The 23,279-nt window shown below is 70.7% G+C and carries 28 protein-coding genes and 1 pseudogene; 7 read left to right on the top strand and 22 right to left on the bottom strand.

The window, feature by feature from the left end; genetic code table 11:
• Genes lspA through JIG38_RS01195 form a run of 3 tightly spaced genes read right to left on the bottom strand, consistent with a single transcriptional unit; the run spans position 1 to position 2,884 of the window.
• Positions 1–519 carry a signal peptidase II gene (gene lspA, locus JIG38_RS01205; protein ID WP_199421663.1) on the bottom strand — a complete coding sequence of 173 codons (519 nt, stop codon included), beginning with the start codon at positions 517–519 and terminating at the stop codon, positions 1–3.
• Complete coding sequence (locus JIG38_RS01200) at positions 519–2,486, bottom strand: heavy metal translocating P-type ATPase (protein ID WP_199421662.1); 1,968 nt, start codon at positions 2,484–2,486, stop codon at positions 519–521. The genes lspA and JIG38_RS01200 overlap by 1 nt, the downstream gene beginning before the upstream one ends.
• Positions 2,483–2,884, bottom strand: a complete 402-nt coding sequence (locus JIG38_RS01195; protein WP_199421661.1) for an ArsR/SmtB family transcription factor — start codon at positions 2,882–2,884, stop codon at positions 2,483–2,485. Before JIG38_RS01195 ends, JIG38_RS01200 begins: the two co-directional genes overlap by 4 nt.
• Before the next feature lie 75 nt (positions 2,885–2,959).
• On the opposite strand from JIG38_RS01195, the gene JIG38_RS01190 reads away from it, so the two are divergent.
• The 3 genes from JIG38_RS01190 to JIG38_RS01180 are packed head-to-tail and all read left to right on the top strand — an operon-like array spanning position 2,960 to position 4,445.
• Complete coding sequence (locus tag JIG38_RS01190) at positions 2,960–3,184, top strand: hypothetical protein (protein WP_199421660.1); 225 nt, start codon at positions 2,960–2,962, stop codon at positions 3,182–3,184.
• Entirely contained in the window at positions 3,181–3,807 is a 627-nt protein-coding gene (locus JIG38_RS01185) for a methyltransferase family protein (RefSeq protein ID WP_199421659.1), read from the top strand. Before JIG38_RS01190 ends, JIG38_RS01185 begins: the two co-directional genes overlap by 4 nt.
• 41 nt (positions 3,808–3,848) lie before the next feature.
• A complete protein-coding gene (locus JIG38_RS01180; protein WP_199421658.1) occupies positions 3,849–4,445 on the top strand; it encodes a cadmium resistance transporter in 597 nt (198 codons plus the stop codon).
• Positions 4,446–4,520: 75 nt separating this feature from the next.
• Here JIG38_RS01180 and JIG38_RS01175 read toward each other — a convergent pair whose 3' ends face one another.
• The 13 genes from JIG38_RS01175 to JIG38_RS01115 form a co-directional block, all read right to left on the bottom strand.
• A complete protein-coding gene (locus JIG38_RS01175; RefSeq protein WP_199421657.1) occupies positions 4,521–7,649 on the bottom strand; it encodes a LysM peptidoglycan-binding domain-containing protein in 3,129 nt (1,042 codons plus the stop codon).
• Positions 7,646–8,038: a hypothetical protein gene (locus JIG38_RS01170; protein WP_199421656.1), complete on the bottom strand. Its 393-nt coding sequence runs from the start codon at positions 8,036–8,038 to the stop codon at positions 7,646–7,648. Before JIG38_RS01170 ends, JIG38_RS01175 begins: the two co-directional genes overlap by 4 nt.
• Positions 8,039–8,094: 56 nt before the next feature.
• On the bottom strand, positions 8,095–8,490 hold the full coding sequence (locus JIG38_RS01165) for a TadE/TadG family type IV pilus assembly protein (RefSeq protein WP_199421655.1): 396 nt from the start codon (positions 8,488–8,490) through the stop codon (positions 8,095–8,097).
• Positions 8,491–8,525: 35 nt separating this feature from the next.
• Positions 8,526–8,915, bottom strand: coding sequence for a TadE/TadG family type IV pilus assembly protein (locus tag JIG38_RS21205; RefSeq protein WP_199421654.1), 390 nt, complete (start codon positions 8,913–8,915; stop codon positions 8,526–8,528).
• 61 nt (positions 8,916–8,976) lie between these two features.
• Positions 8,977–9,210, bottom strand: coding sequence for a hypothetical protein (locus JIG38_RS01155; RefSeq protein ID WP_199421653.1), 234 nt, complete (start codon positions 9,208–9,210; stop codon positions 8,977–8,979).
• A complete protein-coding gene (locus JIG38_RS01150) occupies positions 9,207–10,094 on the bottom strand; it encodes a serine/threonine-protein kinase (RefSeq protein WP_199421652.1) in 888 nt (295 codons plus the stop codon). The genes JIG38_RS01155 and JIG38_RS01150 overlap by 4 nt, the downstream gene beginning before the upstream one ends.
• A complete protein-coding gene (locus tag JIG38_RS01145; RefSeq protein ID WP_199421651.1) occupies positions 10,091–10,972 on the bottom strand; it encodes a type II secretion system F family protein in 882 nt (293 codons plus the stop codon). The genes JIG38_RS01150 and JIG38_RS01145 overlap by 4 nt, the downstream gene beginning before the upstream one ends.
• Complete coding sequence (locus JIG38_RS01140) at positions 10,969–12,405, bottom strand: TadA family conjugal transfer-associated ATPase (protein WP_199421650.1); 1,437 nt, start codon at positions 12,403–12,405, stop codon at positions 10,969–10,971. Before JIG38_RS01140 ends, JIG38_RS01145 begins: the two co-directional genes overlap by 4 nt.
• Complete coding sequence (locus JIG38_RS01135) at positions 12,402–13,172, bottom strand: hypothetical protein (RefSeq protein ID WP_199421649.1); 771 nt, start codon at positions 13,170–13,172, stop codon at positions 12,402–12,404. The genes JIG38_RS01140 and JIG38_RS01135 overlap by 4 nt, the downstream gene beginning before the upstream one ends.
• Positions 13,172–13,855: an SAF domain-containing protein gene (locus JIG38_RS01130; RefSeq protein ID WP_199421648.1), complete on the bottom strand. Its 684-nt coding sequence runs from the start codon at positions 13,853–13,855 to the stop codon at positions 13,172–13,174. Before JIG38_RS01130 ends, JIG38_RS01135 begins: the two co-directional genes overlap by 1 nt.
• A gap of 22 nt (positions 13,856–13,877) precedes the next feature.
• Entirely contained in the window at positions 13,878–14,783 is a 906-nt protein-coding gene (locus JIG38_RS01125; RefSeq protein WP_199421647.1) for a hypothetical protein, read from the bottom strand.
• The gene (locus JIG38_RS01120) at positions 14,777–15,325 is read right to left on the bottom strand and encodes a hypothetical protein (RefSeq protein ID WP_199421646.1); all 549 of its coding nucleotides are present in this window, start codon (positions 15,323–15,325) and stop codon (positions 14,777–14,779) included. Before JIG38_RS01120 ends, JIG38_RS01125 begins: the two co-directional genes overlap by 7 nt.
• A gap of 243 nt (positions 15,326–15,568) precedes the next feature.
• The gene (locus JIG38_RS01115; RefSeq protein WP_199421645.1) at positions 15,569–16,438 is read right to left on the bottom strand and encodes a hypothetical protein; all 870 of its coding nucleotides are present in this window, start codon (positions 16,436–16,438) and stop codon (positions 15,569–15,571) included.
• Positions 16,439–16,749: 311 nt separating this feature from the next.
• Here JIG38_RS01115 and JIG38_RS01110 point away from each other — a divergent pair, with 311 nt between their 5' ends.
• Positions 16,750–17,049 carry a DF family (seleno)protein gene (locus JIG38_RS01110; RefSeq protein WP_199421644.1) on the top strand — a complete coding sequence of 100 codons (300 nt, stop codon included), beginning with the start codon at positions 16,750–16,752 and terminating at the stop codon, positions 17,047–17,049.
• Between the two features lie 229 nt (positions 17,050–17,278).
• On the opposite strand, the gene JIG38_RS01105 is transcribed toward JIG38_RS01110, so the two are convergent.
• The 4 genes from JIG38_RS01105 to JIG38_RS01090 form a co-directional block, all read right to left on the bottom strand.
• Positions 17,279–17,611 (bottom strand): YnfA family protein, encoded by a 333-nt coding sequence (locus JIG38_RS01105; protein WP_199421643.1) that lies wholly within the window; start codon positions 17,609–17,611, stop codon positions 17,279–17,281.
• A gap of 20 nt (positions 17,612–17,631) precedes the next feature.
• Positions 17,632–17,970 carry a rhodanese-like domain-containing protein gene (locus tag JIG38_RS01100; protein WP_199421642.1) on the bottom strand — a complete coding sequence of 113 codons (339 nt, stop codon included), beginning with the start codon at positions 17,968–17,970 and terminating at the stop codon, positions 17,632–17,634.
• Between the two features lie 51 nt (positions 17,971–18,021).
• Positions 18,022–18,333 (bottom strand): mercuric ion transporter MerT, encoded by a 312-nt coding sequence (gene merT, locus JIG38_RS01095; protein WP_199421641.1) that lies wholly within the window; start codon positions 18,331–18,333, stop codon positions 18,022–18,024.
• Positions 18,334–18,404: 71 nt separating this feature from the next.
• The gene (locus tag JIG38_RS01090) at positions 18,405–19,136 is read right to left on the bottom strand and encodes a MerR family transcriptional regulator (RefSeq protein WP_199421640.1); all 732 of its coding nucleotides are present in this window, start codon (positions 19,134–19,136) and stop codon (positions 18,405–18,407) included.
• Between the two features lie 325 nt (positions 19,137–19,461).
• Between JIG38_RS01090 and JIG38_RS01085 the strand changes: the two genes are divergently transcribed.
• From JIG38_RS01085 to JIG38_RS01075, 3 genes are all read left to right on the top strand, one after another.
• A complete protein-coding gene (locus JIG38_RS01085; protein ID WP_199421933.1) occupies positions 19,462–19,716 on the top strand; it encodes a hypothetical protein in 255 nt (84 codons plus the stop codon).
• Positions 19,717–20,009: 293 nt separating this feature from the next.
• Entirely contained in the window at positions 20,010–20,525 is a 516-nt protein-coding gene (locus JIG38_RS20585) for a flagellar basal body-associated FliL family protein (protein ID WP_199421639.1), read from the top strand.
• A 57-nt stretch (positions 20,526–20,582) separates the two neighbouring features.
• Entirely contained in the window at positions 20,583–20,831 is a 249-nt protein-coding gene (locus JIG38_RS01075) for a hypothetical protein (protein WP_199421638.1), read from the top strand.
• Between the two features lie 22 nt (positions 20,832–20,853).
• Here the strand turns inward: JIG38_RS01075 and JIG38_RS01070 are convergent.
• A pseudogene (locus JIG38_RS01070) lies at positions 20,854–21,702 on the bottom strand (IS5 family transposase).
• A gap of 46 nt (positions 21,703–21,748) precedes the next feature.
• On the bottom strand, positions 21,749–23,098 hold the full coding sequence (locus tag JIG38_RS01065) for a M23 family metallopeptidase (protein ID WP_233404126.1): 1,350 nt from the start codon (positions 23,096–23,098) through the stop codon (positions 21,749–21,751).
• Positions 23,099–23,279 lie beyond the last annotated feature (181 nt).

The raw sequence follows: 23,279 nt of genomic DNA, 5'->3' as shown, positions 1-23,279 counted from the left end.
TCACTCCCGCTCGGGCTCTGTACCGGCCGCGCCGCGGCCCGTAGCTGCGAGGAGAACGAGAAGGCCGGCTCCGGTCACGATGGCGATGTCGGCGAGGTTGAAGGTGGGGAACCAACCTGTGTGCAGGTAGTCGGTGACGACACCGTCGACGGCCCGGTCGGCAAGGTTGGCGATCGCGCCCCCTAAGACCAGGGCGAACGCGATGAGCCGCGAGCCCGGGCCGCTAGCGGCGGTCCGCCACGCCAGGACACCGACTCCGAGGGTGACGAGCGCCGTCGCGGTCAGTACCAGCCACCCCGGCGCCCCAGCGCCCACCGAGAACGCCACCCCGGAGTTGTACGCCAGCCGCAGATCCACCACGCCAAGGCCGACGACCTCGTCCTGCAGCTGGGCCACCGCCCAGGCCTTGGCGCTCAGGTCGATGCCCGTGACCAGGGCCGCGACCAGGCCGGCGGTCAGGCGTCGCCGCGCCGACGTGCCTGCAGCGCGGAGTTGTTTCTCGTCCGTGGTGATCGCCATCACTGGGCGGCCAGCGCGGGCTGCTCGGGCCTTGCCGTGATGGCTTCGGTCACGTCCGTCGGCAGAGGCTGGGCGCGTCCGGCGCGGACGCCGTTGGCGATGACGAGGACCTCAGCGATCTCGTGCACGAGCACGACGGCGGCCAGCCCGAGAACACCGAAGAGCGCCAGGGGCATGAGCACGATGATGATCGCCAGGGACAGCCCGACGTTCTGCAGCATGATGCGCCGTGCCCTGCGAGCGTGGGCGAACGCCTGGGGCAGGTGACGCAGGTCCTCACCCATGAGCGCGACGTCGGCGGTCTCGATCGCGACGTCGGTGCCCATCGCGCCCATCGCGATGCCGAGGTCGGCGGTCGCCAGGGCGGGGGCGTCGTTGACGCCGTCGCCGACCATTGCGGTGCGGCGCTGGGTGCGCAGCTGGGCGACCAGTGCGGCCTTGTCCTCGGGGCGCAGGTCTGCGTGGACCTCGTCGATGCCGACCTCGAGGGCCAGGGCGGTCGCGGTGAGGCTGTTGTCACCGGTGAGCATGGCGACGTGGTAGCCGTCGCGGCGCAGCTGGGCTACGACCTGCGCTGCCTCGGGCCGAAGCTCGTCGCGCACGGCGACCGCACCGAGCAGCGAGCCGTTCTCTTCGATCAGGACGGCGGTCGCCCCCGCCTGCTGCATCCGCTCCACCTCACCGGCCAGTGACCCGGCCTGGACCCAGCCGGGTCGCCCGAGCCGGACGGGCCGACCCTCGAACGTCCCGGTCAGGCCCGCACCGGGGACGGCCTCCACGTCGCTGGCCGGGCTGACCGCGGAAACGGCGGCCAAGATTGCCCGCGCCAGGGGGTGCTCGCTGCGTGCTTCGAGGGCGGCCGCGACCTGCAGGACGCGCTCCTGGGTGTGGCCGGGCGCCGCGACGACGGCGACGACGGAGGGGGCGTTGCGGGTCAATGTCCCGGTCTTGTCGAGGGCGACCCCGCGGATGGCACCGAGGGCCTCAACCGCCGCACCGCCCTTGATGAGCACACCCTGCTTGGAGGCGGCACCGACGGCGGCGACCACGGACACCGGGATGGAGATCGCCAGGGCGCACGGTGACGCCGCGACGAGCACGACGAGGGCTCGCTCGATCCACGTGCCCGCGTCACCCAGGAGGCTGCCGGCGACAGCGATGAGCGCCGCGGCGATCATCACACCGGGCACCAGCGGCTTGGCGATGCGGTCCGCCAGGCGCTGGGCTTCGCCTTTGCGGGACTGCTCGGCCTCGACGATCCGCACGATCCGCGCCAGCGAGTTGTCCTGCGCGGTGGTGGTCACCTCCACCTCGAGGACGCCGGATCCGTTGATCGACCCCGCGTAGACGGTCCCCCCGGGCCCGGCCTCCACGGGCACCGACTCACCGGTGATGGCCGAGACGTCCAGGGCCGTGCGACCGGTGCGGATGACCCCGTCGGTGGCGACCCGCTCCCCGGGCTTGACGACCATCAGGTCCCCGATGCCCAGCTCACCGGGAGCCACCGTGGTCTCGGCACCGTCGCGCAGCACCGTCGCTGTAGCGGGCACGAGATCCAGCAGCGCCCGCAGGCCGCGACGGGTTCGGGCGAGGGAGTACTCCTCCAGGCCCTCGCTGATGGAGAACAAGAACGCCAGTGCAGCCGCCTCGGCGACCTCACCCAGAAGCACCGCGCCGATCGCTGCGATCGTCATCAGCGTCCCGACGCCGATCTTGCCCCTGGCCAGTCGCCGCACCGTGCTGGGGACGAACGTCCACGCACCGACCAGCAGAGCCACCGAGTTCAGCACCGTCGCGACGGCGGGCTGATCCATCGACGCCGCGACCAGGCCCACCAGGAGCAGCACGCCGGCAACGGCGGCGAACCGAAGCTCGCTGACCTCCCAGAGCCGCTCGGCCTCGTGCTCCCCGGCTTCGTCGCCGGCTGGGGTGGTCTCGTCGTCGCTGCAGCCGCAGGCGTCGCTCATCGTGCGCTCTCCTTCGTCGTGGCGACCCGGCTTGGGTCGGAAGTGGTGGGGTCCGCGTAGGTGGGGCACAAGGCCACAGCGTTGCCAGTGGCGGCCAGCAGGTCTTGGGCCACCGCGAGAAGGTCCATGAGCTCCGGGCGGCTCAGGTGGTACACCGACGCGCGTCCCTGCGCGCGGTAGTCGACCAACCCGCACTCGCGCAGGCAGGCCAGGTGCGAGGACACGGTGGACTGGCTCAGCCCCAGCTCGGTGCACAGGTCCACGACCCGCGCTTCGCCCGTCGCCAGACGGCGCACCAGCGCCAGACGAGTCGGGTCGCCCAGTCCTCGGAACAACGCCCCCGCGGGCGCGAGCTCCGCGCGGCCACTCACATCAGGACTTGCGGCGATCATCGGCATGGGTCGATGCTAGCGGCTTTCGGGTGTGAGTTCGACCGGGTCGAGCCCTGGGAGGCGGCTGTGTTGATGGACCGCGTGGAGACGATGCTCGTCGACATCGCGCCCCGGGCATCGCTCCAGGGCTTGGGAGCGCACATCTCAGGCAGGCACGCCGTCGAAGTCGGCTACGGGCGCGGTGTGGGAGCCGAGCTGCGCCTGCACCGATGGCAGTTGCCGGTCGCGCCGGTGACGCGCTTCTTCAGTGGCTTCGTCAGCGGTGTCGCCGTGGAATCGTCCCCCACCGACCGGGTGTGCTCGTGAGCGGCTACCCGATCCTCGCCCTGACCCTGTTCTTCGCCTGGGCGCTGCTGGCCGGGGTCGGCCGCATGCTGGTCCAGCGCAGGCGCACCGGTGACAGCGGGTTCCGGTTCACGGCCGCGCCCCGCGGCACCGTGCAGTGGTGGGACAACCGCATCAGTGGAGCCGGTTCCGTGGTTGCCGGCGTCGCCGGCCCCATCGCCGACATGGTGGGACTGGAGCCGCTCGCGCTCCTCAGCGCGACCGCCATGCGGACCACAGCGGTCGTGGTCGCCGCCGTCGGCGTGGCAGGCACCTACGCCGCACAACTGGCCATGGGCACCGCGTGGCGCATCGGTGTCGACCCCAGCGAGCGCACCGATCTGGTCACATCAGGGCCGTTCGCGGTCGTCCGCAACCCGATCTTCACTGCCGCCCTCATCACCTTCGCTGGCCTCGCTCTTGCCTGCCCAAACTTGATCTCGCTGATCGGCTTCGCCGTCGTCCTCGCAGGAATCCAGACGCAAGTGCGCGCGGTGGAGGAACCGCACCTGGTCGCAATCCACGGGACGGCCTACGCCACCTACGCCGCACGCGTGGGCCGTTTTCTCCCGCTGATCGGCCGCCTCGGCCGCAGCAGCGAGTAGCGCTCCGGCGCTTCGCACCGTAATCAACCGGAAGGCCCTCGATGGACCTGGCAGTAGCTGCCCTGCAAGCCGTCGGTCTTTTCCTCGTTACCAACATCGACGACATCATCGTGCTTTCACTGTTCTTCGCGCGCGGCGCCGGTACCGCGGGCACCACTGCCAAGATCATCGTCGGGCAGTACCTCGGTTTCGGCGCCATCCTCATCGCCTCCGTCCTGGTCGCACTCGGCGCGAAGGCCTTCCTGCCCGAAGATGCCATCGCGTACTTCGGGCTCATCCCCCTGCTACTCGGTCTGTATGCCGCGTGGCAGGCATGGCGCAACCGCGGCGACGACGATGACGACGACCCGGGAAAGGCCGTCGCCGTCTGGACCGTCGCAGCCGTGACCTTTGCCAACGGCGGCGACAACATCGGCGTCTACGTCCCCGTCTTCCTCACGGTAGGCCCCGCAGCGACGGCCGCTTACGCCATCGTGTTCCTCGCACTCGTCGCCGCGCTCGTTCTGGCCGCCAGGTACGTCGCCACCCGACGACCCGTCGCCGAACTCCTCGAGCGGTGGGAACACGTCTTGTTCCCGCTGGTCCTCATCGCCTTGGGCGTCATCATCCTCGTCGAGGGCGGCGCGTTCGGGCTCTAGAACACGATGAGGGTGCGCCGCTCGCTGACTCGGCTGCGCCTGTCCCTGAGCAATTCTATGGAGAACGGTCGGCGATCAACCCCTGTGAGAATGGGAGGTCGTCTCGTCCACTGGTGCGGCCCATGAATCTGCGTCGACTGCCTGCCAGCCCTCGAGCTGAGGCTCTTCCGCGTCGACGGTCAGCTTGGCCCGGAGCCGCCTGACCGTCGTGGTGTCGTCGATCGAGACGGCGGCCTCCAGCGCATCTCCGAGAAGAAGCTCCGACCAGGCGTCGACCGCGAGCCCTCTTGTCGCCACCTCTAGACCCGCGCGCGTCTCGCCGCGCTCGAGGAGGAGGCGGGTCAGCACATGGGTCACGTCCGCGATTGTGCTGATCATCTCTTGAATGTCGTGCTCGGCCCAGGTGAAGGCCGAGTCCGGGACGCCGAGGAGCGGGCGGTCCCGTACGAGGTCCACCGCAGCCCGAAGGTCGTCGAGGGCGGGGGGCCCCGCGGCCAGCCCGCGACGTGCGTTCCGCTGAAAATCCGCCCAGTCGCTCGTCACAGCGTCGCCGAGCCGGTAGATGCCATCGGCCCCGACGACCGGCAGGACGTTCGCGCCGACACGCTGTCGAGTCCGATAGACGAGGCTGTTGCGCGTCTGCTTGTCGACGCGTGCTCCACACCACAGTGCCTCGTCGAGTTCCGGCCCCGTGGCTCGGCCTCGAAGGGCCAGGTAGACGAGGAGCTCGGTCGACCGTCGACTGAGGCTTGCAGCACCGCTCGGCAGCCCGTCGATGGTGATGGGTCCCAGTACGCAGATCCGGACGGGCGAGCGGGCGCCGCCGAGTTCATCTCCCGCGTCATCACCCGCTTCTTCGTTCACGACGGCGGCCGGCATCGCGGCGAACGCCTCAAGGATCTCAACCGCGACAGGCTGGTGGCCCGCGGGCGGCTCACCGCCGGTGGGTGGAGCAGCGACGGTCAGCAGCTCGACCAAGCGGTCAAAATCCTCGAGTGTCAACCGTTGCGGAGCGACGTCGATTCCGAGCGGTTCGAGTCGGGCAGCGGGCCCATCCGCGATGAGCGTCCAGCCGTCTTCCCCCGGCGTGCCGGCCGCGACGACGGTGGCCCCGCTCCAAGGGGACGCGACGGCCACCGACGCGGCGGTCGTCACGAAGACGACCGGCAGCCAGACATCACCGACGATCCGGTCGGAGCGGGCTTGGAGGGTGTCGTCCACTCCCGCGTCCGCGGTGGCCTGGCGTACTTCGTGAGCTCGCCGGTCGACGGTTGGACCAATGGCCTCCACCGGAGCGATCTGCAGGCGTGCCGGGTCGCACGCCTGCGCCAGCGGTTCGAAGTCAGGAGTCGCGACGAGCCCGATGCGGCCCGTGAGGTCGGAGGTGGCGAGCTCGGCGACAAGCGCGCGGAGGATCTCGGTGGCTGCCGTTCGGTCACCGGCGATCGTCAGCGTGCCGGCCGCTTCGAGGTTCACGAGCACCGTTCCCTCGGACGTGTTGCCGAGCGTGACAAGCGCAGGGAACGGCTCGGGGCGATCAGGGTCTTCGGCGTCGATCCTGTCGGCGAGCGCCTCATGTGCGGTCCAGGTCCGCGCGTCCGTCGCGGTGTACGGCTCGACGGGGGCGTCGTCGTCCTCGGTGAGGTGCAGGACGACGGAAGCGGGTGTCACGGTGACGGCGCCGACGCGCGGGAGGTCACGCTCGGCTTGGTAGCAGCGCGTCGCCAGGTCGAGGAACGAGGCCTTGAGGCGAGCGATCGTCATCGGCGGCACGGCCGCACGCAGGGCTCGCTCCGCGTCGTCGGCCGATGAGCCCGGAGTCGGCAGCGGGATTCGACGACCGATTCGGCGCACGCGTTGCTGCATGACACGCCGTCGCGTGATCTCTCCGACGACGCCGGCGGCCGCGAGCGCGGTGAGCCCGAGGAACAGCCCGTGCATCTCCACTTCGGAGTCGCCCTCGGCGCTGACGGTGATCGTCTCCTCGTCGTTGCCTTCCTCGAACATCTCAGCAGGCGGCATCGCCAGGTGGCGACCGGGTGCCGCGTCATCGGTCCGCTCCGCTCCATCACTGACGGCGCCCGCCCCGCCATCGTCCGTCTCTTGGGGGTTGGCACGGTTCGGCGGCGCGTCATCGACGGCCCTCGACGCGCCATCGAGAGCGCCAGTCCCGTCATCGAGGGAGTCATCGGTGGGGGACGCCGTTGAGCCGCGCGCTGCCTGAGTCGATTCCCGGGGCGCGGGCAGTTCCAAGAGCCAACCCGGCCGGATGAGGTCCGGATCCCGCAGTGCGTCACCATCCGGCTGCGCGCGCCCGACGTTCAGGTCGACGATCTCCGGATAGCGCAGCGGGTCGCCGAGCTCTTGGGTTGCGACGTCCCACAACGTGTCACCGGCGTCGACCGTGTACGGCGTGGTGGCGCTAGTCGACGGCGACGCGGCCGTGCCTGCGACCCCGACGGCGTCGGAGGGCAATAGCAGTCGCCAACCGGGGTAGACCCAATGGGCGTCCGTGAGCGCTCGGCCGTCGGGCTGCGGAAGGCCGAGGTTGAGGTCCCGAATCTCTGCGTACCGGTGCCCGGACCCGAGGTGCCGCTCGGCCAGGTCCCAGAGGGTGTCCCCGCGGAGCACCGTCACAGACGGCAGGCTGGCGTGGCCGTCCTCCACCGACGGTGCGGCCGGTGATTCCATGCGCGAAGCGGGCATCCCTGACGGACCCATCGAGGGGCCGGCTGCGACGGTTGGGAGGACGTGAGCTGCCACCGCTGCAGCGGTCTGCTGGCCGAGTCCCCACGCAGAAGCGGTCGGGGCCGGGGGCGTCAGGAGGAGTCCAGCGGTGGCGACGAGCCCAGCCGCGAGCCGCTGAGCGGGCGCCAGGAGGGGGAGGTGCGGCGTCCGCACTGCGCGGACTGACGAGGCGATCTCGATGACGAGCGGCAGTGCGAACGCCAGCCACGCGAGCCACGCGATGACGGTGACGACGCCGAGGAGGAGGCTCCCGTCATCGGGCCGGCTCGCAGCGTCGATGACGCCCCTCCACGTCGGAAGCGACGTGGGCACTCGCACTGGGGCGACCACCAAGAGCGCCGCGGGGACGCCGATGACGAAGGCAACGATGGCCGCGGCGGCGAGCAGCCCGCGCAGCAGGTCGCCGCCCTTGCGGGGTTCGGGTCGTCGGACCTGGGTCTCGGTGCGTTCCATCATGTGCCGTCTCCTGTGACGCCGTGGACGAGAACTGCGCGACCGTGGCCCGTGACCGTGAAGGAGCCGACGCCGACCAGACCCAGGAAGACAGTGGGCGCTGACACGACGGTGTTCACCTCGACGGCGGTGCCGTCAGCGGAGAATGCGGCGCTCCCGCGTACGCCCGTCGCCCCGAGGTATTCCTGGGCGGCCCGCACGGCGGTCGCTCGATCGACGGTGACTTCGCCCGTGACGAGGGCTGCCGGGTCAACCGCCTGACCGGCGGCCCGCGCCGCCTCAACCGCCACGCGGTCCGCGTGTTGTGCGGCGCGCAGCTTCGCGCCGCCGTCCACGACAAGGCCGCACAGCACGAGCAGTCCAAGTACCGTCACGGCGACGAAGACCGTCACGGAACCTGCGTCCGGCTCGTCCGCACGCATCCGCCCCCGCACCCACGCGAGCCCGTTCATCGGGTGCGGTACCTGTCGACGGCGGAGGTCGACTCCGCGGTGAGCGTTCGGCTTCCTGGGAGGCCGGGCACCGCCAGGTCCGCCATGGTCACCGTGCAGCTCGCCCGGACGGTCACGCTCGCGGCCGTCCCGAGCGGCGCAGCCAGCGCTGAGGGGTCGACCTGCGCGACGGTCGAGCTGCACCGCAGATCACTTGTGGCCGTCTCCCGGTCGACCGTCTGCTGAGCCGCCGCTCGCGCCCCGTCGACCGTGCGTTCGATCGACGCCGCGCGAGCCGCAGCGGCAGTCGCGTGCTCGACCGCCGACGCCGCCACCTGCAATCGCCCCGCCAGGACGAGCGCGGCCAGCAGCATGATCAGCGCCGGGGTCAGGACCGCGAGTTCGAGAGTCACGCTGCCGCGCTCGGGATCGCGACCGTTGATCGGAGTCATGGTCCACCTGCCACGGTGAACCGCTCGACCGGAGCGGTGGCTGATTGGACCACGGCAGGACCGGGCGTCCCGGGTAGGAGCGAGACAGACCGGCCGCTCACCTCGACCCTGACCATCCCGGGGGTCGGCACACCTTGGGATGCCGCTGCGTCGAAGAGCGTCTGCGAGCCGTGGGCGACGACGAAGGCCGTCGCGCCATCGACCCCAGCACCGGGCGGCGCCTGGTAGGCGGCTGCGGCCACGACCCCCTGCTGGGCTGCCGCGAGTGCGACCGAACGGGCGTGGAACCACAGGCCGTACTGGACGAGAGCCGTCACGAGAAGGAGCAGTGCCGGGAACAGGATGGACAGCTCGATGGTGACCGACCCGTCATCGCGTGCCCGCATGGACGAGACCGCCGGGCGGGTGGCCCGTCGGCCGAGACGGGAAGTGCGGGACACGGCTGCCTCAGGTGATCTGGTCGACGCGGCGCTGGACTGCGGCGGTGATGGCGACGACGAGGAGGGTCGCGACGGCGATGAGCCCGAGCACGATGATCACGAGCTCGAGCGTGGATGCGCCGACGTCGTTCTCTCCCAGCCGGCGTCGGACGGCTCGTCGGGCGGTCGCGACGTAGCCCTGCAGGACGGTGAGCGTGGCGATCGTGTGCAGCATGTCGAGGCTCCTTGCGGGGTCGGTCATCCGGTGAAGATGCGTGCGAAGGCGGGGAGGGCGATGAGGGCCATGAAGGCGACGCCCAGGAGGGCGACGGGGATCGTCATGTGCTCGGACGCCGCGTTCGCGTCGGCCGAGGCCGTTGCGAGCAGCTGGGTGCGGAGCGAGGTCGCGCGGGCGCGCAGGGTGCCGTAGACGGCGGCGCCGTCCGTGCCGGACAGGCGCATGATGTCGGCGAGGTCCGCAAGCTCCACGACGCCGGTGTCGTCCGCGAGTCGGTAGAGGCCGTCCCACGCCGGGCGACCGGTCACCTCCGCGGTCAGGAGGGCTTCCCGGATGCGCTGGAACTCCCGAGATCGCCCCACGGTGGCGGCGCGTTCGAGGGCTTCGGTCGCGCCGGCGTCGGCGGCCCGCTCCAGCGCGACCAGCTCGAGGTAGACGCAGGTCGCGCGCCGCATCGCCGCTCGCGCGGTCGCGGCCCGACGACGGAGCTCGACGTCGGGCACAAGCGACAGCACACCTGCGCTGACGAGGCCCACACCGACGGGCAGCACCGGTGGAGCGGAAACCCCGGCAACGGCCAGCAGAGCGGCCATCATCGGCGGGAACGCCAGCCCGACCAGGGCGTAGCCCACCTTGCGGGCTGCGAGCGCTTCTACGGTCTGCTCCGTCACAGCCAGCTCGGCGCTGAAGCGGCGCAGGCCGAGTCCTTCCACGAGCCTCGGGAGCGTGCGGGCGCGCACCCCGGCGAGCGCTCCCGAGGCCGGCGGTGTCTCCGATCGCGAGACCCGCGGATCCAGGCGTGCGAGCGCGGCGGCCAGTTGGGGACGGCTCGGAACCAGGCCGGCTGCGACGACGGTGATGCCGGAACCGACGAGCGCCCCCGCCAGGAGGACCTCCCAGCCGATCACCGCGACCACCTCGCGGCGAGGGCGTCGTTGCTCGTGCCACCGAGGAACCGTGGCTCCGGCGCGGAGATCGTGAGGCGATGGATCCAGGCGAGGCAGGCGGCGAAGCCAATGGCGACTGCTGCGAGAACGATCTGGCCGAGCGCACTCCGGTACGGCGCGACGTATGCCGTATTGAGCGAGCCGATCGCGACGACGGCGAGCGTGATCAGCGTGACCGCCCGGGCGGTCGCCCGAGGCTTCGCGCGCTCGGCCTCCACGCGGCGTCGAGCGCCGACGTCCTCGGCGACGGAGTCGGCGACCGAGACGAGCACCCGGGAGAGCCCGGGGCCCCTGCGCCGAGCGGCGAGAATGAGAGCGCTGACGACGAGGTCGGCCGACGCATCATCCATGTCGTCCGCGAAGGCGTGGAGTGCCTGTTCGGCCGGCCAGCGTGCCGCCAACCGGGCGCTGAGCGCCGAGACCTCGCGTCGGATCGCCTCGGGTGCGGTTGCCACCGACGTGGTGACCGCCTGCTCGAGACCGGCTCCAGCGACAAGGACGTCCGACAGTCGGCGGGTCCACTCCTCGATCGCCTCGATCCGATCGATCCGCCGCTGTTCCTTGGCTCCTGCCCCGAGAGCCACAGGCAGTCCGATGACGGTTGCTGCGGCGAGGAGCCCAGCGACGGGCCACGAGAACAGCGCCCACACGAGGATCCCGACCGAGAGGGCAACGAGAAGTCGTGCGCGCCGCGAGGCGACGTAGGAACGCCACGTTGAGCGCCGGCCCCGTCGGTCGGAACGCTGTCGAGGTTCCGCCCGGCGGATGCCGGCGACGCAGACGATGACGCCGGCCGGGACCAGGATGCCTGCAGCGGCGGCGAGCAAGGCGGTCGTCATCGAGCACCCCGTCGGTCGATCCAGCCGTCGTCGTCGAGCAGATGTTCGTCGAACCCGACCCGTACGAGGTCGGACAGGAACGCCGGCCGATGGAGGGGAACCGCGCGTCCGTCCGGTCCGGGGCCGAAGACCGTCGTCGTCGCCGGACGCGAGGACTCGCCGAGCCCTTCGATGGCGATGACGTCAGTGACGAAGCGCCGCTTGGGGCCTCCCTCCGCGGACTCGTCGACCAGGTTCAGGTGCACGACCAGGTCCACGGAGCCGGCGAGGAGGCGGTACGCGAAGGACTCCGTCATGGAGATCCCGGCCGAGAGGCACAACGTGACGATGCGGTCGATGCCGTGCTGGGCCGAGCGCGCGTGCAGCGTGCACATCGAGCCGTCCCCGGTCGACATGGCCTCGAGCATCGGCAGCACCTCGGCGCCGCGGACCTCGCCGACGATGATCCGCCGCAGGTTCATTCGAAGGGCGTCGGTGACCAGGTCCGTGAGGGTCACCTCGCCGGAGCGTCTGCCCTGGGCGTCGCGCTCCGTCGAGCCTTCCCGCGCCTCCATGGCGACGACGCGCGGATGCCGCTCGGGAAGGTCATGCAGATGGAGTTCGTACTCCTTCTCGATGGTCGCGAAGCGCTCCATCGGCCCGAACTCGTTGGCGAGCGCACGGACGAGAGTGGTCTTGCCCGCGTTCTGCAGGCCGGTGACGACGACGTTCTTGCCGGCGCGGACAGCGGACCTGAGAAAGCCGGCCAGGACGGCATCGAGCGTGCCCAGCCGGACCAGGTCGTCAAGATCGACGTCCTTGACGCGGTGCCTACGGATGACGACGTGCGGCCTCGGCGTCGTCCACGCCATCGCCGCGAGTCGCGAGCCGTCCTCCAGGCGGAGGTGGAGCGACGGGTGTGCGGACGTGAACGTCCTCTCGTCGGCTCCGGTCCGCGCCGCCAGCAGCTGCAGCAGCTCGATGAGCTCGGCGTCGGAGTCGGCGACGGGCTCGGCCCTGCGGTCGCGGCCGTCGGCGTAGGAGATCCACACCGAGTCGCACCCGTCCACCTCGATGTTCTCCACGAGCGGGTCGTCGACGAGCGGTTGCAGGCGACCAAGGCCGAACAACGCCGCTATCACGGCGGCGGCCACGGCCATCTCCGTCTCCACGGGCCAGGGATCCAGACCGGACTGCACGCGTGCCCGAGCGCGTGCGCTGAGCTCGGATGCGAGGAGCGAGCGGGCGAGCTCCCGACGCGCTGCGGGGTCCGGCACGGCGTCTGCCTGGAGACGCGTCGCCAACGCCTCGGCGACGGTCGTGCGGATGTCCCGGACGGTTGCCAGGTCGACCGATGCTGCGACGGGAATGACACGCTCACCGTCAATCCAGCGGGGGAGTGCGCCCGGCACGTGCTGTCCGTTCCGGGAAGCGAGGCGCAGGTCGTCGGTCATGGCGCGGTCACCTGCCTCGCCGGTGCGGCGGTGCGCGCCAGGGCGGCGGCCGTCTGAGTGACGGCGCGAACCAGTGCCGAGCGCCGCAGTCGCGGCGTCACCGGGCCGAGAAGCGAGAGGGCGCGTGAAGCCCACACGTCCTCCGGCAGTTCGGGCAGGGCCTCCGCGTCCAGCGCACGAGCCACCTCGCCCGCTGAGTAGGGCGCGGGCCGGCCGACGACCAGCACGCCGGTGGCCGCCCCCGCAAGCCGTCTTGAGCGAAGCTCGGCAAGGGCGGTTCGCGCCGCAGCCACCGCGGGCAGGGTCGGGCGCGACACGAGGACGGCGACGTCCGCAGCGTCGATCAGGGGCTGAGGTTCCCAGCGGTGGCCGAGTCGCCCCGCGTCGACGATCACGTCCAGCCCTGAGCGCTCCAGCTCGTGGGCGACCTCGACCAAGGTGCTCCAGACCCCGCCGAGTGGCCGGGCCTGCCCCGACTCGGACACGCCCGTCAGGATCAGGCAGGAGGCGGACTCGTCGAGGGCGACCGCGTGGCGAAGGACGTCGTCAGCCGTAGCGGCTCGCTCCGCGGCCACGCCGAGGATGCCGCCCCCGGTGGGGATTCCTCCCTCGACGAAGGCGGGGATCAACGCCGAACCCACCGGATCCGCGTCCACGAGCAGAGCAACACGGTGCGCTATGGCACCCGACCACGTGCGGGTGAGCGCGAGGGCTGTCGTCGTCACGCCCGGGGCGCCTGACGCGGAGCAGAGCGTGAAGAGGGCCATCAGGGCTCCTCGTGAGCGAGGAGGACGAGTGCGAACCGGCCGGTGGCTGCGCGTGCCGCGATCGCCGGACCGTCGGCCGCGGACGCCACGACGTCGACGACGCTGACGCCGTTGAGGTCCGGCGTGCCGACACGTGCCACGACCACCTCGAAGGTCTCCGGGTCCTCGGTCGGAGGGTCGGCGGCCTCGGTCGGGGTGTCGACGACGAGGAGTCGGTCGCCTGCCCTGAGTCCCGAAGCAGGGAGGCGGTCCGCGGTGGCCGGCAGTGGCACGAGCGCCTCGCCCGGTCTGGGCGGACCGGTGGGTGCGACGTCGGAGGGAGCCAGGAGGCTCCCGGCGGCGAGGTTTGCCGTGGCGAGCTGCCCAACGAGGGCCGCACCGGCGTCGGCCGCGACCGTGGCGACGGCGGGATCGACCGCCACGGCCGTCGTCGTCAGGTCGTCGGCGGCGATCGCCGCTCCGTAGGGGACATCGCGCGCGAGCATCACGACGTCGGTCCGGTCGCCGGCCGAGGCGACGAGCCAGACGGCAAGGAGTGCCCCAAGTGCAGAGAGGGCGATTCCCGCCGTGATGAGCCCGGGACGGCGGCGCCCGCGTGGCGGGACGACCGGCGCCAGGCGCTGCGGACGCGCGCTGGGTGTCGCCGGTGTCTCCCGGCGGTACGTCTCGGTGCTGGTGGCCATGGTGGCTCCCGATCAGCAGGTGCTAGCTCGTTCCGAGCACCTGCAGCTCTCCGATGCGGACGGACGTGCTGGCGGACCGGGTGACCTCGAGGCTCCCGGCGAGGCCGCCGCCCGACCACGTGACATCCCACGTGGTCGTGCCGGTGACGGTGTAGGCGTCGTCAGGGCGCCCGGCGGAGGAAGCGGTGTAGACGTGGTCGCACGTCGGCGACTCGACGTGGCCGGGGATGTAGGGCGTGCCCGGGCCGTCGCAGCGCATGCGCGAACCGTCACCGAGGTCCCAGTCGATCCACTTGGCCACTGCGGTCGCCGTGACAGACAGGCCAGGAACCGACGCCGTCGCACTGTTGGGGCCCCACGTCGTCGCGCCCTGCTCGGTCCATAGCCACAACGGAACGCCCACAGTGCCGATCTCGTCCGCGTCGAGAGGGGTGCGGATCGCCGGGCCCTCCAAAGCCATCTGCTCGACTGCCTTATCGGCGAGCTGCCTGGGATCGCCGCCGTAGCCGGCTGGCGGAGCCGGCAACCACGTCCAGCCCCCGTTCGTCCCCGGGGCCAGAAGCGGCTCCGCGCACGAGACGTCGTAGATGGCGCCGTCGGGATAGTGGCCCTCCCAGACCGCGTCAGTGCCGGCGGGCTGGGGATCGCGAACCCTGTAATAGCAGGAGTCGCTCGCGTTGAACCAGCCCCACTGATCGTGCCAGCACGGAACGATGCTGCCTCGGAAGGTGACACATTGGCCGGCGCCGGCGCTTACTCCCGGTGCGTCTCCGGGCCCCGTGCCCGGCTTGCCGGGGTTCTCGACCTCGATCTCGCAGTTGATGATCGTGGGAGGGCACTCGACCGGAGCCGCCCCCGATGCGGGCGCCGCGACGACGACCATGAGCGCGGCGACCAGGGCGAAACCGGCCGCGATGGTCCTCAGCACGGCTGGTCCCGGTTGAGCGTCACCTCGCGGATGACCCAGCGATCCTCGTAGAAGACCGCCCAGGCATCGGCCGTCACCCGCAGGTTCTGCTGGGACGCGGACGATGCTGGCTCCCCGGTCGCGCGGTGGGTGAGAACCCAGTCGGTGGAGTCCACGCAGTCGACGACATGGGCAGTTCGCTCGCCCTCGATGACGATGGAATCGACCGTTGGGGAAATCACCGGCGCTCCCACCATGACGACGTCGTTCTGCTCGGCCCAGAGGAGGGACTCGGCCAGCCCGGATCGCGCCTTGTCCACGATGTAGCGGTCGAAGTCGTCCGGCAGCGGCGCCGACGGGTCGGCCAACGCCTGGGCGGAGACGTCCCAATAGCTGTCATAGGCGGCGAGCACCGCAGCCTCTGCCTGTTCGACGGCCGGGTCCGCGGTCGGGGTCGGCGAGGTCGTCACGGGAGGCGATGACGGAGTCGGTGTGGTCGGGACGGGCGTGGGATCGGGCGCTTCGGCGGTGCACGACGACAGGACGATCGCGACGAAGGTCATCGCCGCGAGGCGGTGCAGAAGTGGTCGGCTCGTCATCGGGCCACCACCGTCCCCCCAGAAACGGTGCCGAGAATGCCCAGGTCCGCGTCGATCACGGCGCGGACCACCATTCGACACCCGTTGTCGGGACTTGTGAACCCTTGCGAATCGGCGGTGGGCGAGCTTGAGCGTCGTCATGACTACAGGTGTGCGTAGGCAGAGGGGAAGACGACGCACGTCCGCGCTCCGATGTGTGGATCACCGTCATGAGGCGGCGCGTGCCTCCGCTGTCAGGCGGGCCGACGATGCGCTGTCCGGCATGGGGGAGCGCAGTCGCCTCCTCCGCGTCGCCTGAAGAGCCCGTCGAATCTCGGGGTCTTCGGCGACAGAGGGGCCGTCGGTGAGCAGCCGGGCGAGGAGGCCCGCAGCGCCGTCCGAACCGCGGAGGACCAGCACGAGCCGCCGCGCCTGCCACGGCGGGAGGTTGAGCCGGCTGGCCAACGGGCGCCATCCGACGACCGTCGCGCCGGCGCCGATGGGGCCGTCCATCTCGGCCGTCTCCTGTGCGATCCGCACGGCGACGTCGGTAGACCATCCCGCCTCGCGGAGCGCCTGAGCGGCAACATGGACGGCCGCGGCGAGCAGGCCGCCGGGCACTCCGGGCGTGCCCTCGGCGTGTGGTTCCCAGCCGCTCGTGAGGAGTGGCTCGAGGGACAGCGGGCGTCGGATGCCGCCGGCCCGTTCGGCGGCATCGAGCTCCCACGCCCGGCGCGCCGACACTCCCCATCGGTCGGCGAGGATCTCGCCGAGCATCGCTCGACGCGCCGTCTGCCAGAGGACTCCCCACGGGGAACGAGATGTGCGCAGGGACGGTTCGAGGAGCTGTAGCCAGACCGCCTCCCAAGCTGTCGCTTCGGCGTGAGCGGCGCAGGCTCCTCGAAGTCCGACGTCGACGGCGAGCGGACGGACGACGTGGCTGCGCAGGTAGGTCAGGAGAGCCGTCGCGCACGGGCCGTCCCAGCCCTCGACGTCGATGGCGGCGAGGTGGTCGAGCAGGCCGTCGCGGTCGCGCCGGAGCTCGGCCGGCGCTGTGCCCCATCCCGGCGCGGTGGCATGCGTGTCTCGGTCGTCCATCGTGGCCTCCTCCGTGTGGCGGTCGGAGACGACGTTGCTCAGGACCTATGCACGTGGCGATGACGGAGGGGGCCGCGCTGTGGACGTCATGGATGACGCGCGAACTGTGGACGGGGCGTCATCGATGGCGACGCCTGAGATCTCGGTCCCGTCATCGGTGCGGCTCTCGGATGCCTGGAGCGTGGTGCCCGACATCCACTGGGAGTTGGTGGGCCATGCTCGTCCGCGACAGCTCAGGTGGCACATCACCACCGACCGCAGCCCAGGGTGGCAGAGTGGGGCGGGAGAACGTGATGGCAGGAGGGTGAGCGGTGCGGGTCGAGTTGCTGTACTTCGACGGATGCCCCAACTGGACGATCGCCGATCAACGACTCGCCGAGGCGTTGCGGGCTCTGGGTCGTGAGGACGTCACCGTCGAGCGGCGCCTGGTCCAGAGCGCCGCGGAAGCCGAAGCGATTGCCTTCATCGGCTCCCCGTCCATCCGTGTTGACGGCGTGGACCCCTTCGCCTCAGGCAAGGAGCAGGTGGGCTTGTCCTGCCGCCTGTACATGACACCGGTCGGTCTCCGCGGCTCGCCGACCATCGACCAGCTCCTCACGGCGCTCTCGTGAAGCGCGCCCTCGCGCTGCTCGCAGCCCTCTATCTGCTCGCAGCAGCCGGTAGCGGGCTGGCGGAACGCTTCGGGGCGCTGGCGTGCGGCTGCGCTGACGAGTGCTGGTGCCGCCGCCCGGGCCTGAACCGCCTCCGCTGGGTCTTCCCGTGGCACCACCTCCCGCGCCCCACCCCGGCGCAGAAGAAGGACTTGGGCTCCGCGCACTCTTGAGCCGCGCGCCCGCGTCCTCAGCCGCGTGGTGCATACATGATCACGGCAACGCCGAAGAGGCAGATGATCGCGCCCGTGATGTCCCACCGGTCGGGTCGAAACTTGTCCACCACGACGCCCCAGGCGAGCGAGCCGGCCACGAAGATGCCGCCGTAGGCAGCGAGGATGCGGCCGAAGTTGGCGTCGGGCTGCAGCGTCGCGACGAATCCGTAGAGGCCGAGAGCGATGACGCCTCCGCCGATCCACAGCACGCCGCGGTGCTCGCGCACGCCCTGCCAGACCAGCCAGGCGCCGCCGATCTCGGCCAGCGCGGCGACGGCGAACAGGAGCAGGGAGCGCAGCGTCGTCATGGCCGCCAGTCTGCCCGTCGTCAGCCCGCTGCTTGGGAACGCTCCATGGGCAGGCCGGCGGCGAACCAGTCGGCCTTGCCGCCGGCGTACACGCGGACGTCGGTATAGCCCAGGGCTGAGAACGTGGTGGCGGTGGTCGTGGAGCGGCCGCAGGCGGGGCCCGAGCAGTAGACGACCACGGTGCGGCCGCGGTCGGGTGCGATGCGCGCCGCGTGCGCAGCGGTCAGGGCTCCGGGGATGTTGACGGCGCCGGGCAGGTGCTCGGCGGCGTAGTGCGCCACTGGCAACGCCTCGACGAGGATGACCTCGTCGTGCTCGAGTTGGACGACGAGTTCGTCACGGGTGATGGGCGTAGGCATCGCTTCTCCTGGCTGTCGGGTATCCGTGGGAATCAGGCATGGCCAGGCCGCTCAGCAGCCGCCGCCGCAGCTGCACGCGGAGGTCCCTGCTGCCGCGGCGGCAGCGGCGGCCCGCCGTCGGCGCACCCAGATCGCGGTGGTCACGAGCGCGCCGAGGACGGCCACCGCGGCGAGGCCGACGACCTCACCGCCGACCAGGAACGCTCCGACGCCGGCGGCCAGACCGCCCGCCGCGATCAGCGGCACGGAGCACGCGATGGCGCACGCGAGCACGACGCCGATCCCGGCGATCGCCCCCTTCTTGGTCACCGTGCTCCCGGTGGTCGTGTCGTCCTGGTGGTGCTCCGTCGTGGGGCTGGTCATCGGTTCTCCCCGAAGTAGGCAGGCGTGATGGTGCCCCCAGGCAGGGTGCCTGGGGAGCGAGCTGCGTGGGTTCAGGCGGCAGTGCCGAACATCGCGGCGACCACGTCGGCCGCGTCGGCAGGTGCCTGGACCTCCAGGCGGATCTCGCCGGTGGTCAGGCGAACGGTGAAGGTGAAGAAGGAGCAGCAGTCCTGCTCTGCGGCGGCGAGAAGGGTGATCTCCGCGGCCAGGCCTGCGGAGACGGCGAAGGTCAGGGCCATGCCGCCTGAGATGGGCTCGCGAGAGGATGCCCGCCGGACGAGCGACTGCCATTCCGAGACCCGGTCGGTGACGGCGCCGGCGTCGAGCGAGCACGCTATCGGTGTGGCCGACTGGTCCTGCAGCGCCGGGGACCGGGTGAGGGGCACGAACGTTCGGCGGGCGGCCAGGGGGGCCGGAGCCGCAGTGGCGCACGGGCAGTCAGCGCCACACACTCCTGCGGTCGGCGCTCCGGCCAGCCGGGCGGAGACCGTCTGCAGCTGCGCGGCGAGGGCGACCAGCTCGCCGATGCGGGCCTGTGTCTCGGTCAGGCGCTCGGCGACCATCTCGACGACCTGGTGCGCGACGCTCGAGCAGTCCTCGACGTCGTAGGCCCGTGCCAGCTCGGCGACGTCGGACAACGGGATGCCGAGGTTCTTGGTGGCGTTGATGAACCTCAGCCGGGCGATGTCGGCGTCGTCGTAGGTCCGGTACCCGTTCCTGCCGCGCGCCGGCGCTTCGACCAGACCGATGTCCTCGTAGTACCGCAGGGTGGTGGTCGGCACCCCACCAGCTTCGCCGCTTCGGCGATTCGGAAGCTCATGTCCGCGACCGTAGACCTTCGAGTCGAGTCTAAGGTCAAGGCGGCGCGGGTGCGAGATGTAGTTGCCCCGTAGCGCCGCGTTCGCGGAGCGGGAGACTGTGGATGAGTGCCGGGCGGCGCATGCCAAGAGACACTGCCGCTCTCCTGACGATTCGGACCCGGCAGAGCCCTCGAACCGCTTCCGACGTTCGGTTCCGTGCACGCCCCTCCGCGCCGGTATCGTGGCGTCGCGGAGGATGCGCCACGATCCGGGGCGTGCCAGGGAACAGTTCGGAGGGGGCGTCGGCATGGAGGCGTTCCTCGAAGTTGTCGGCGCCCTGACCCCGAGCGTGGGCGTCGGGCTGATCTTCTGGTTCGCTATGCGCAAGGTGATCCACGCGGATCGGAATGAGCGCGTGGCCCAGGCCGCTCTCGATCGCCAACAGCTGGCTGAGCACGCGTCCGAGCCAGCTCGGGGGTCCGCCGCCCGACAGGTTGCGCGGTCAACGCTGTCCAATTCGCCGCCGTCCGGTGGCTCGGTCGAGGATGTGACTGATGACTGAACCGAGGAAGCGGCCGTCCAGACTCGGTCTGGTACTTCCGCTGATCGGATTCGGTCTGATCGTCGCGGCCTACGTCATCTCTTTGGTGTTCGAGCTGCGCTGACCGAGGATGCTGTATCGCTGCACCTCTCTTGCCGGTCGCGCCGCTCTGCCGCGCTGAGGCGCCCGCGTCGACCGCCGGACGCCTCGCCGGGAAGACGCGCTCGAGCTCCTCAGCTTGCCAAGTGCGCTGCCGATGTGGCCAGTGGCTCGGGTGATGCCCGGAGCCGTCCGACAAGAGATGCGGCCACGATGTGACTGAACAGCGCGTTATCGCCAACAAGCCGAAGATCGGCGCCCGAGACGGCGCGGGCTCGGCGTCGGCTGAGCCATCGAGCGTCGCTGGCCCTCCAGGGTGGCGCAGCAAGAAGCTGGTCGTCCTCGTGGCGATCGTCGCACTCCTCGGCGCAGGCGGCGGCTACTGGTTTCTTGCGGGCCCCGGAGCCGGGAGTCGGCCGGCCGCGGCCGAGGAGTCACCCGCGCCGGAGCCCGGCGTCGTCCAGGAACTCGAGCCGATCAGTCTCAACCTGGCGGGAGGCCGGTACCTCATGATCGGTCTGGGGCTGCAGCTCACGGCCGAGGTCGAGGACGAGATTGACCCTTCCATCGCCCTGGACCGTACGATCGCCCTCTTTTCGGGGCGCCCGATCGAGGAGGTCAGCAGCGCTGAGGGCCGCGCCGCGCTGAAGGCTGAGCTCGTCGCCGTGCTCGAAGGGGCCTACCACGGCGAGGTCATCGACGTCTTCTTCACCACGTTCGTGACGCAGTAGGCCGCAGAGCTAGGTCGGCGCACTAGGGCGCGTCTTCCAAGTGACTAGCATCGCTTCATGGCTCAGCGGACGGGCGGCGGCGGACGTTGGCTGCTCGCTGGTGTCGCCGTCACGCTGGTGGTCGTCTTGGTGTGGGGAATACAGGGCGGCAGTTGCGCCAGCGGGATCGATGCTGGCGCTGACTGCGCGTCGGCGCCCGTGGTTGGCGTCGCCGGGGCGTGGGTTCTGACGGTAGGCGGTGGACTGTTCGTTCTCTACGCGCTGCGCCGTGGCTTTCGGGCGCTGCGTCGTCAGCCGAGCGCGTGACCCCGACGTCGGGTGCGGCACCTCATGTTCGGAGCCACGTGAGGACCGCTGCGAGCACCACGCCGCCACGGTAGGTGAGCGCGTGCTTGTCGTACCGGGTCGCCAGTCCGCGCCACTGCTTGAGGGCGTTGAAGGCCCGCTCGACGACGTTGCGCTGCTTGTAGAGACCCGCGATGTAGGTCACGGGTCGGCCTCCGCGTGAGCCTCGCCGCTTCCGGTGCCCCTGCTGGTCGCGGGGTTCGGGGATGACGGCAACGCTCGCGAGGAGTACGCCTTGTCCGCCAGGACCGCGTCGCGGCGCGTGCGTGGTCGCCCAGGACCAAGGCGGGCGACGCGGATGGCGTTCAGCAACGGCAGGCACATCGGGGCGTCACCGCCTTGCCCTGGGCCGATGAGCACGGCCAGAGGTTTGCCTTTCCCGTCGACGGCGTGATGGATCTTCGTCGAGAGGCCGCCGCGAGAACGGCCGATGGCATGGTCACTTGGCTCGAGTCCCGGATTCATGTAACTCGCGTCGGCCCCCTGTGGTGCGCGGGAGGGTCGTGGCGTGCTGGTGCGCTCGGTTGATCGTGGAGTCGACGCTGACGCCCCAGTCGATGTCCCCGGCGGCGTCGGCTTCGGTCAGGACAGCGGTGAAGATCTCGTCCCAGGTTCCGTCGTAGCTGAACCGGCGGTGCCGCTTCCAAACCGTCTGCCAAGGTCCGAACCGCTCAGGCAGGTCTCGCCACGCCACCCCGCTCCGATAGCGGTAGATGATCCCCTCGACCACCTGCCGATGCTCGCGGAACGGCCGTGAACGTCCCTTCACCTGCGGCATCAGCGGAGCGATCCGCTCCCACTGGGCATCGCTTAGCTCAGCGCCTCGACTCACCGGGCCAGCATCACCGCCGGCGGTCGATCGACTTGGGAGACACGCCCTAGTTGAGCAACGGTTCCGGGTCCGTCGTGGCGCCGTTGAGGTAGGTCTCGAAGTGCAGATGGCAGGCGCCAGACAATCCCGTGTTGCCCGCGTAGCCGATCAGCTGACCCTGTTGGACCGACTGCCCGCCGCTGACGGTGAAGCTGGTCATGTGGTTGTAGCTGGTCATCAGAGACGAGCCGTTCCAATATCCATGGTTGATCATCACCTGGTTGCCGAACCCGTTGCGCGACTTGGCCCATTCGACGGTGCCCGAAGCGGCGGCGTACAGGGGCGTGCTGCAGTAGGCGCGCAAGTCGAGCCCGGCATGCAGGCGCCAATACTTGAGCACGGGGTGGAAGCGCATGCCGTACTTGGAAGTGCGGACCCACGGCGTGAAGGACGTGGGATTGGCGAACGGTCGACTGCCGGCCACCGACGGTGGTGCGGGAGCGGCCGCTCCACCGCCGGCCTGGCCGGCGGCCGCTGCTGCCGCTGCTGCCGCTTCCTGCTGCCGGCGCGCCTCCTCCTGAGCTTGGATGATCGCCGTCAGCTCGGCCTCGAGTGCAGCTTGCTGCGCCTCGAGCTCCGCCTGCCGAGCTTCCTGTGTCGCCTTCTGGCTCTCGATCGACGCCGCCTTCTGCGCCTGCTCGTCGCGCAGCTGCTCCAGCGAGACCTTCTTCGTCTCGGCTTCCGCTCGAGCGGCCTCAGCAGCCACCACATTGGCGTCTGCCTCGCTCTTCAGCCTTGCGACCTCCTGTCGCACTGCGCCGAGCCTGACCTCCCGGTTCCGGTTGACGCCGTTGAGCTGCTCGAGGTCCCGCAGTGCCTGGGTCTGAGTCCGCAACGCCGTCGCTGCAAGTGCGGACTCGCGGACGAAGTCGTCGGTGCTCTCAGCGTCGAGGGCGGCCGATAGGGCCGACTCAGCGATGTCTCCCTTGTATGCGTCGCGAGCCATCTGACCGACGGCCACGCGGATGTCACCGGCCCGCTCCGTGTCAGCGTCGACCTGTGCCGTGATGCTCTCCTCCTCGTCCTCCGCAGCGACCAGACGCTGGGCGATCAGGTCCGCCTCGCGCTGAAGTCGGGCTAGCTCTGCCTCGGCGGCGAGGAGCTCTGCTTCGGCGACGGGAATCGCGGCATCCAGCGCCTGCAGCTCGGCGTACGCCTGAACCAACGTAGCGTCGGTGTGAGCAAGCTCCTCCTCGAGCGTGGACATCGCCTCGTCCACGGCTTGTTGGCGTGACTCGTTCTCGTCGCGACGGTCGTCGTACTCACCGGCCTGTGCTGGCGCCGAGGGGGTGCCAGCCATGAGGACCGAACCGATGGCGAGTGCGCTCAGTGCGGCGCGAAGCCGGGTCACCTTCATGTGAGTACCTTCACTGGTCATCCGCGGTCGCGTTGGTAGGTCCTTCGGCGCGGCGAGAAACGGCGCATGTGGGCGCCCGATATGTGGCATACGCTTCGTCAACGGTGGCGATTCAGTGGCTGGGGGCGCGGGCGTCGGCCGGCTTCAGCCGCGTCGGCCGGCGCCGCTTCTGCGTGGAAGT

This window comes from Actinotalea solisilvae (assembly GCF_016464425.1).
Classification (GTDB): domain Bacteria; phylum Actinomycetota; class Actinomycetes; order Actinomycetales; family Cellulomonadaceae; genus Actinotalea; species Actinotalea solisilvae.
Note: the sequence above shows the minus strand (reverse complement) of the source record. Positions and strands in the feature narration are given on the sequence as shown.

What these genes read in the sequence shown, in the direction of transcription:
- JIG38_RS01145 (WP_199421651.1), bottom strand. Translation starts at nt 10,972, where the DNA reads ATGACGACCGCCTTGCTCGCCGCCGCTGCAGGCATCCTGGTCCCGGCC.
- JIG38_RS01075 (WP_199421638.1), top strand. Translation starts at nt 20,583, where the DNA reads ATGGCTCAGCGGACGGGCGGCGGCGGACGTTGGCTGCTCGCTGGTGTC.
- JIG38_RS01085 (WP_199421933.1), top strand. Translation starts at nt 19,462, where the DNA reads ATGGAGGCGTTCCTCGAAGTTGTCGGCGCCCTGACCCCGAGCGTGGGC.
- JIG38_RS01115 (WP_199421645.1), bottom strand. Translation starts at nt 16,438, where the DNA reads ATGGACGACCGAGACACGCATGCCACCGCGCCGGGATGGGGCACAGCG.
- JIG38_RS21205 (WP_199421654.1), bottom strand. Translation starts at nt 8,915, where the DNA reads ATGCGGGCACGCGATGACGGGTCGGTCACCATCGAGCTGTCCATCCTG.
- JIG38_RS01155 (WP_199421653.1), bottom strand. Translation starts at nt 9,210, where the DNA reads ATGACCGACCCCGCAAGGAGCCTCGACATGCTGCACACGATCGCCACG.
- JIG38_RS01130 (WP_199421648.1), bottom strand. Translation starts at nt 13,855, where the DNA reads ATGGCCACCAGCACCGAGACGTACCGCCGGGAGACACCGGCGACACCC.
- JIG38_RS01195 (WP_199421661.1), bottom strand. Translation starts at nt 2,884, where the DNA reads ATGCCGATGATCGCCGCAAGTCCTGATGTGAGTGGCCGCGCGGAGCTC.
- merT (WP_199421641.1), bottom strand. Translation starts at nt 18,333, where the DNA reads ATGACCAGCCCCACGACGGAGCACCACCAGGACGACACGACCACCGGG.
- lspA (WP_199421663.1), bottom strand. Translation starts at nt 519, where the DNA reads ATGGCGATCACCACGGACGAGAAACAACTCCGCGCTGCAGGCACGTCG.
- JIG38_RS01065 (WP_233404126.1), bottom strand. Translation starts at nt 23,098, where the DNA reads ATGAAGGTGACCCGGCTTCGCGCCGCACTGAGCGCACTCGCCATCGGT.
- JIG38_RS01180 (WP_199421658.1), top strand. Translation starts at nt 3,849, where the DNA reads ATGGACCTGGCAGTAGCTGCCCTGCAAGCCGTCGGTCTTTTCCTCGTT.
- JIG38_RS01200 (WP_199421662.1), bottom strand. Translation starts at nt 2,486, where the DNA reads ATGAGCGACGCCTGCGGCTGCAGCGACGACGAGACCACCCCAGCCGGC.
- JIG38_RS01140 (WP_199421650.1), bottom strand. Translation starts at nt 12,405, where the DNA reads ATGACCGACGACCTGCGCCTCGCTTCCCGGAACGGACAGCACGTGCCG.
- JIG38_RS01120 (WP_199421646.1), bottom strand. Translation starts at nt 15,325, where the DNA reads ATGACCTTCGTCGCGATCGTCCTGTCGTCGTGCACCGCCGAAGCGCCC.
- JIG38_RS01175 (WP_199421657.1), bottom strand. Translation starts at nt 7,649, where the DNA reads ATGATGGAACGCACCGAGACCCAGGTCCGACGACCCGAACCCCGCAAG.
- JIG38_RS01105 (WP_199421643.1), bottom strand. Translation starts at nt 17,611, where the DNA reads ATGACGACGCTGCGCTCCCTGCTCCTGTTCGCCGTCGCCGCGCTGGCC.
- JIG38_RS01100 (WP_199421642.1), bottom strand. Translation starts at nt 17,970, where the DNA reads ATGCCTACGCCCATCACCCGTGACGAACTCGTCGTCCAACTCGAGCAC.
- JIG38_RS01135 (WP_199421649.1), bottom strand. Translation starts at nt 13,172, where the DNA reads ATGGCCCTCTTCACGCTCTGCTCCGCGTCAGGCGCCCCGGGCGTGACG.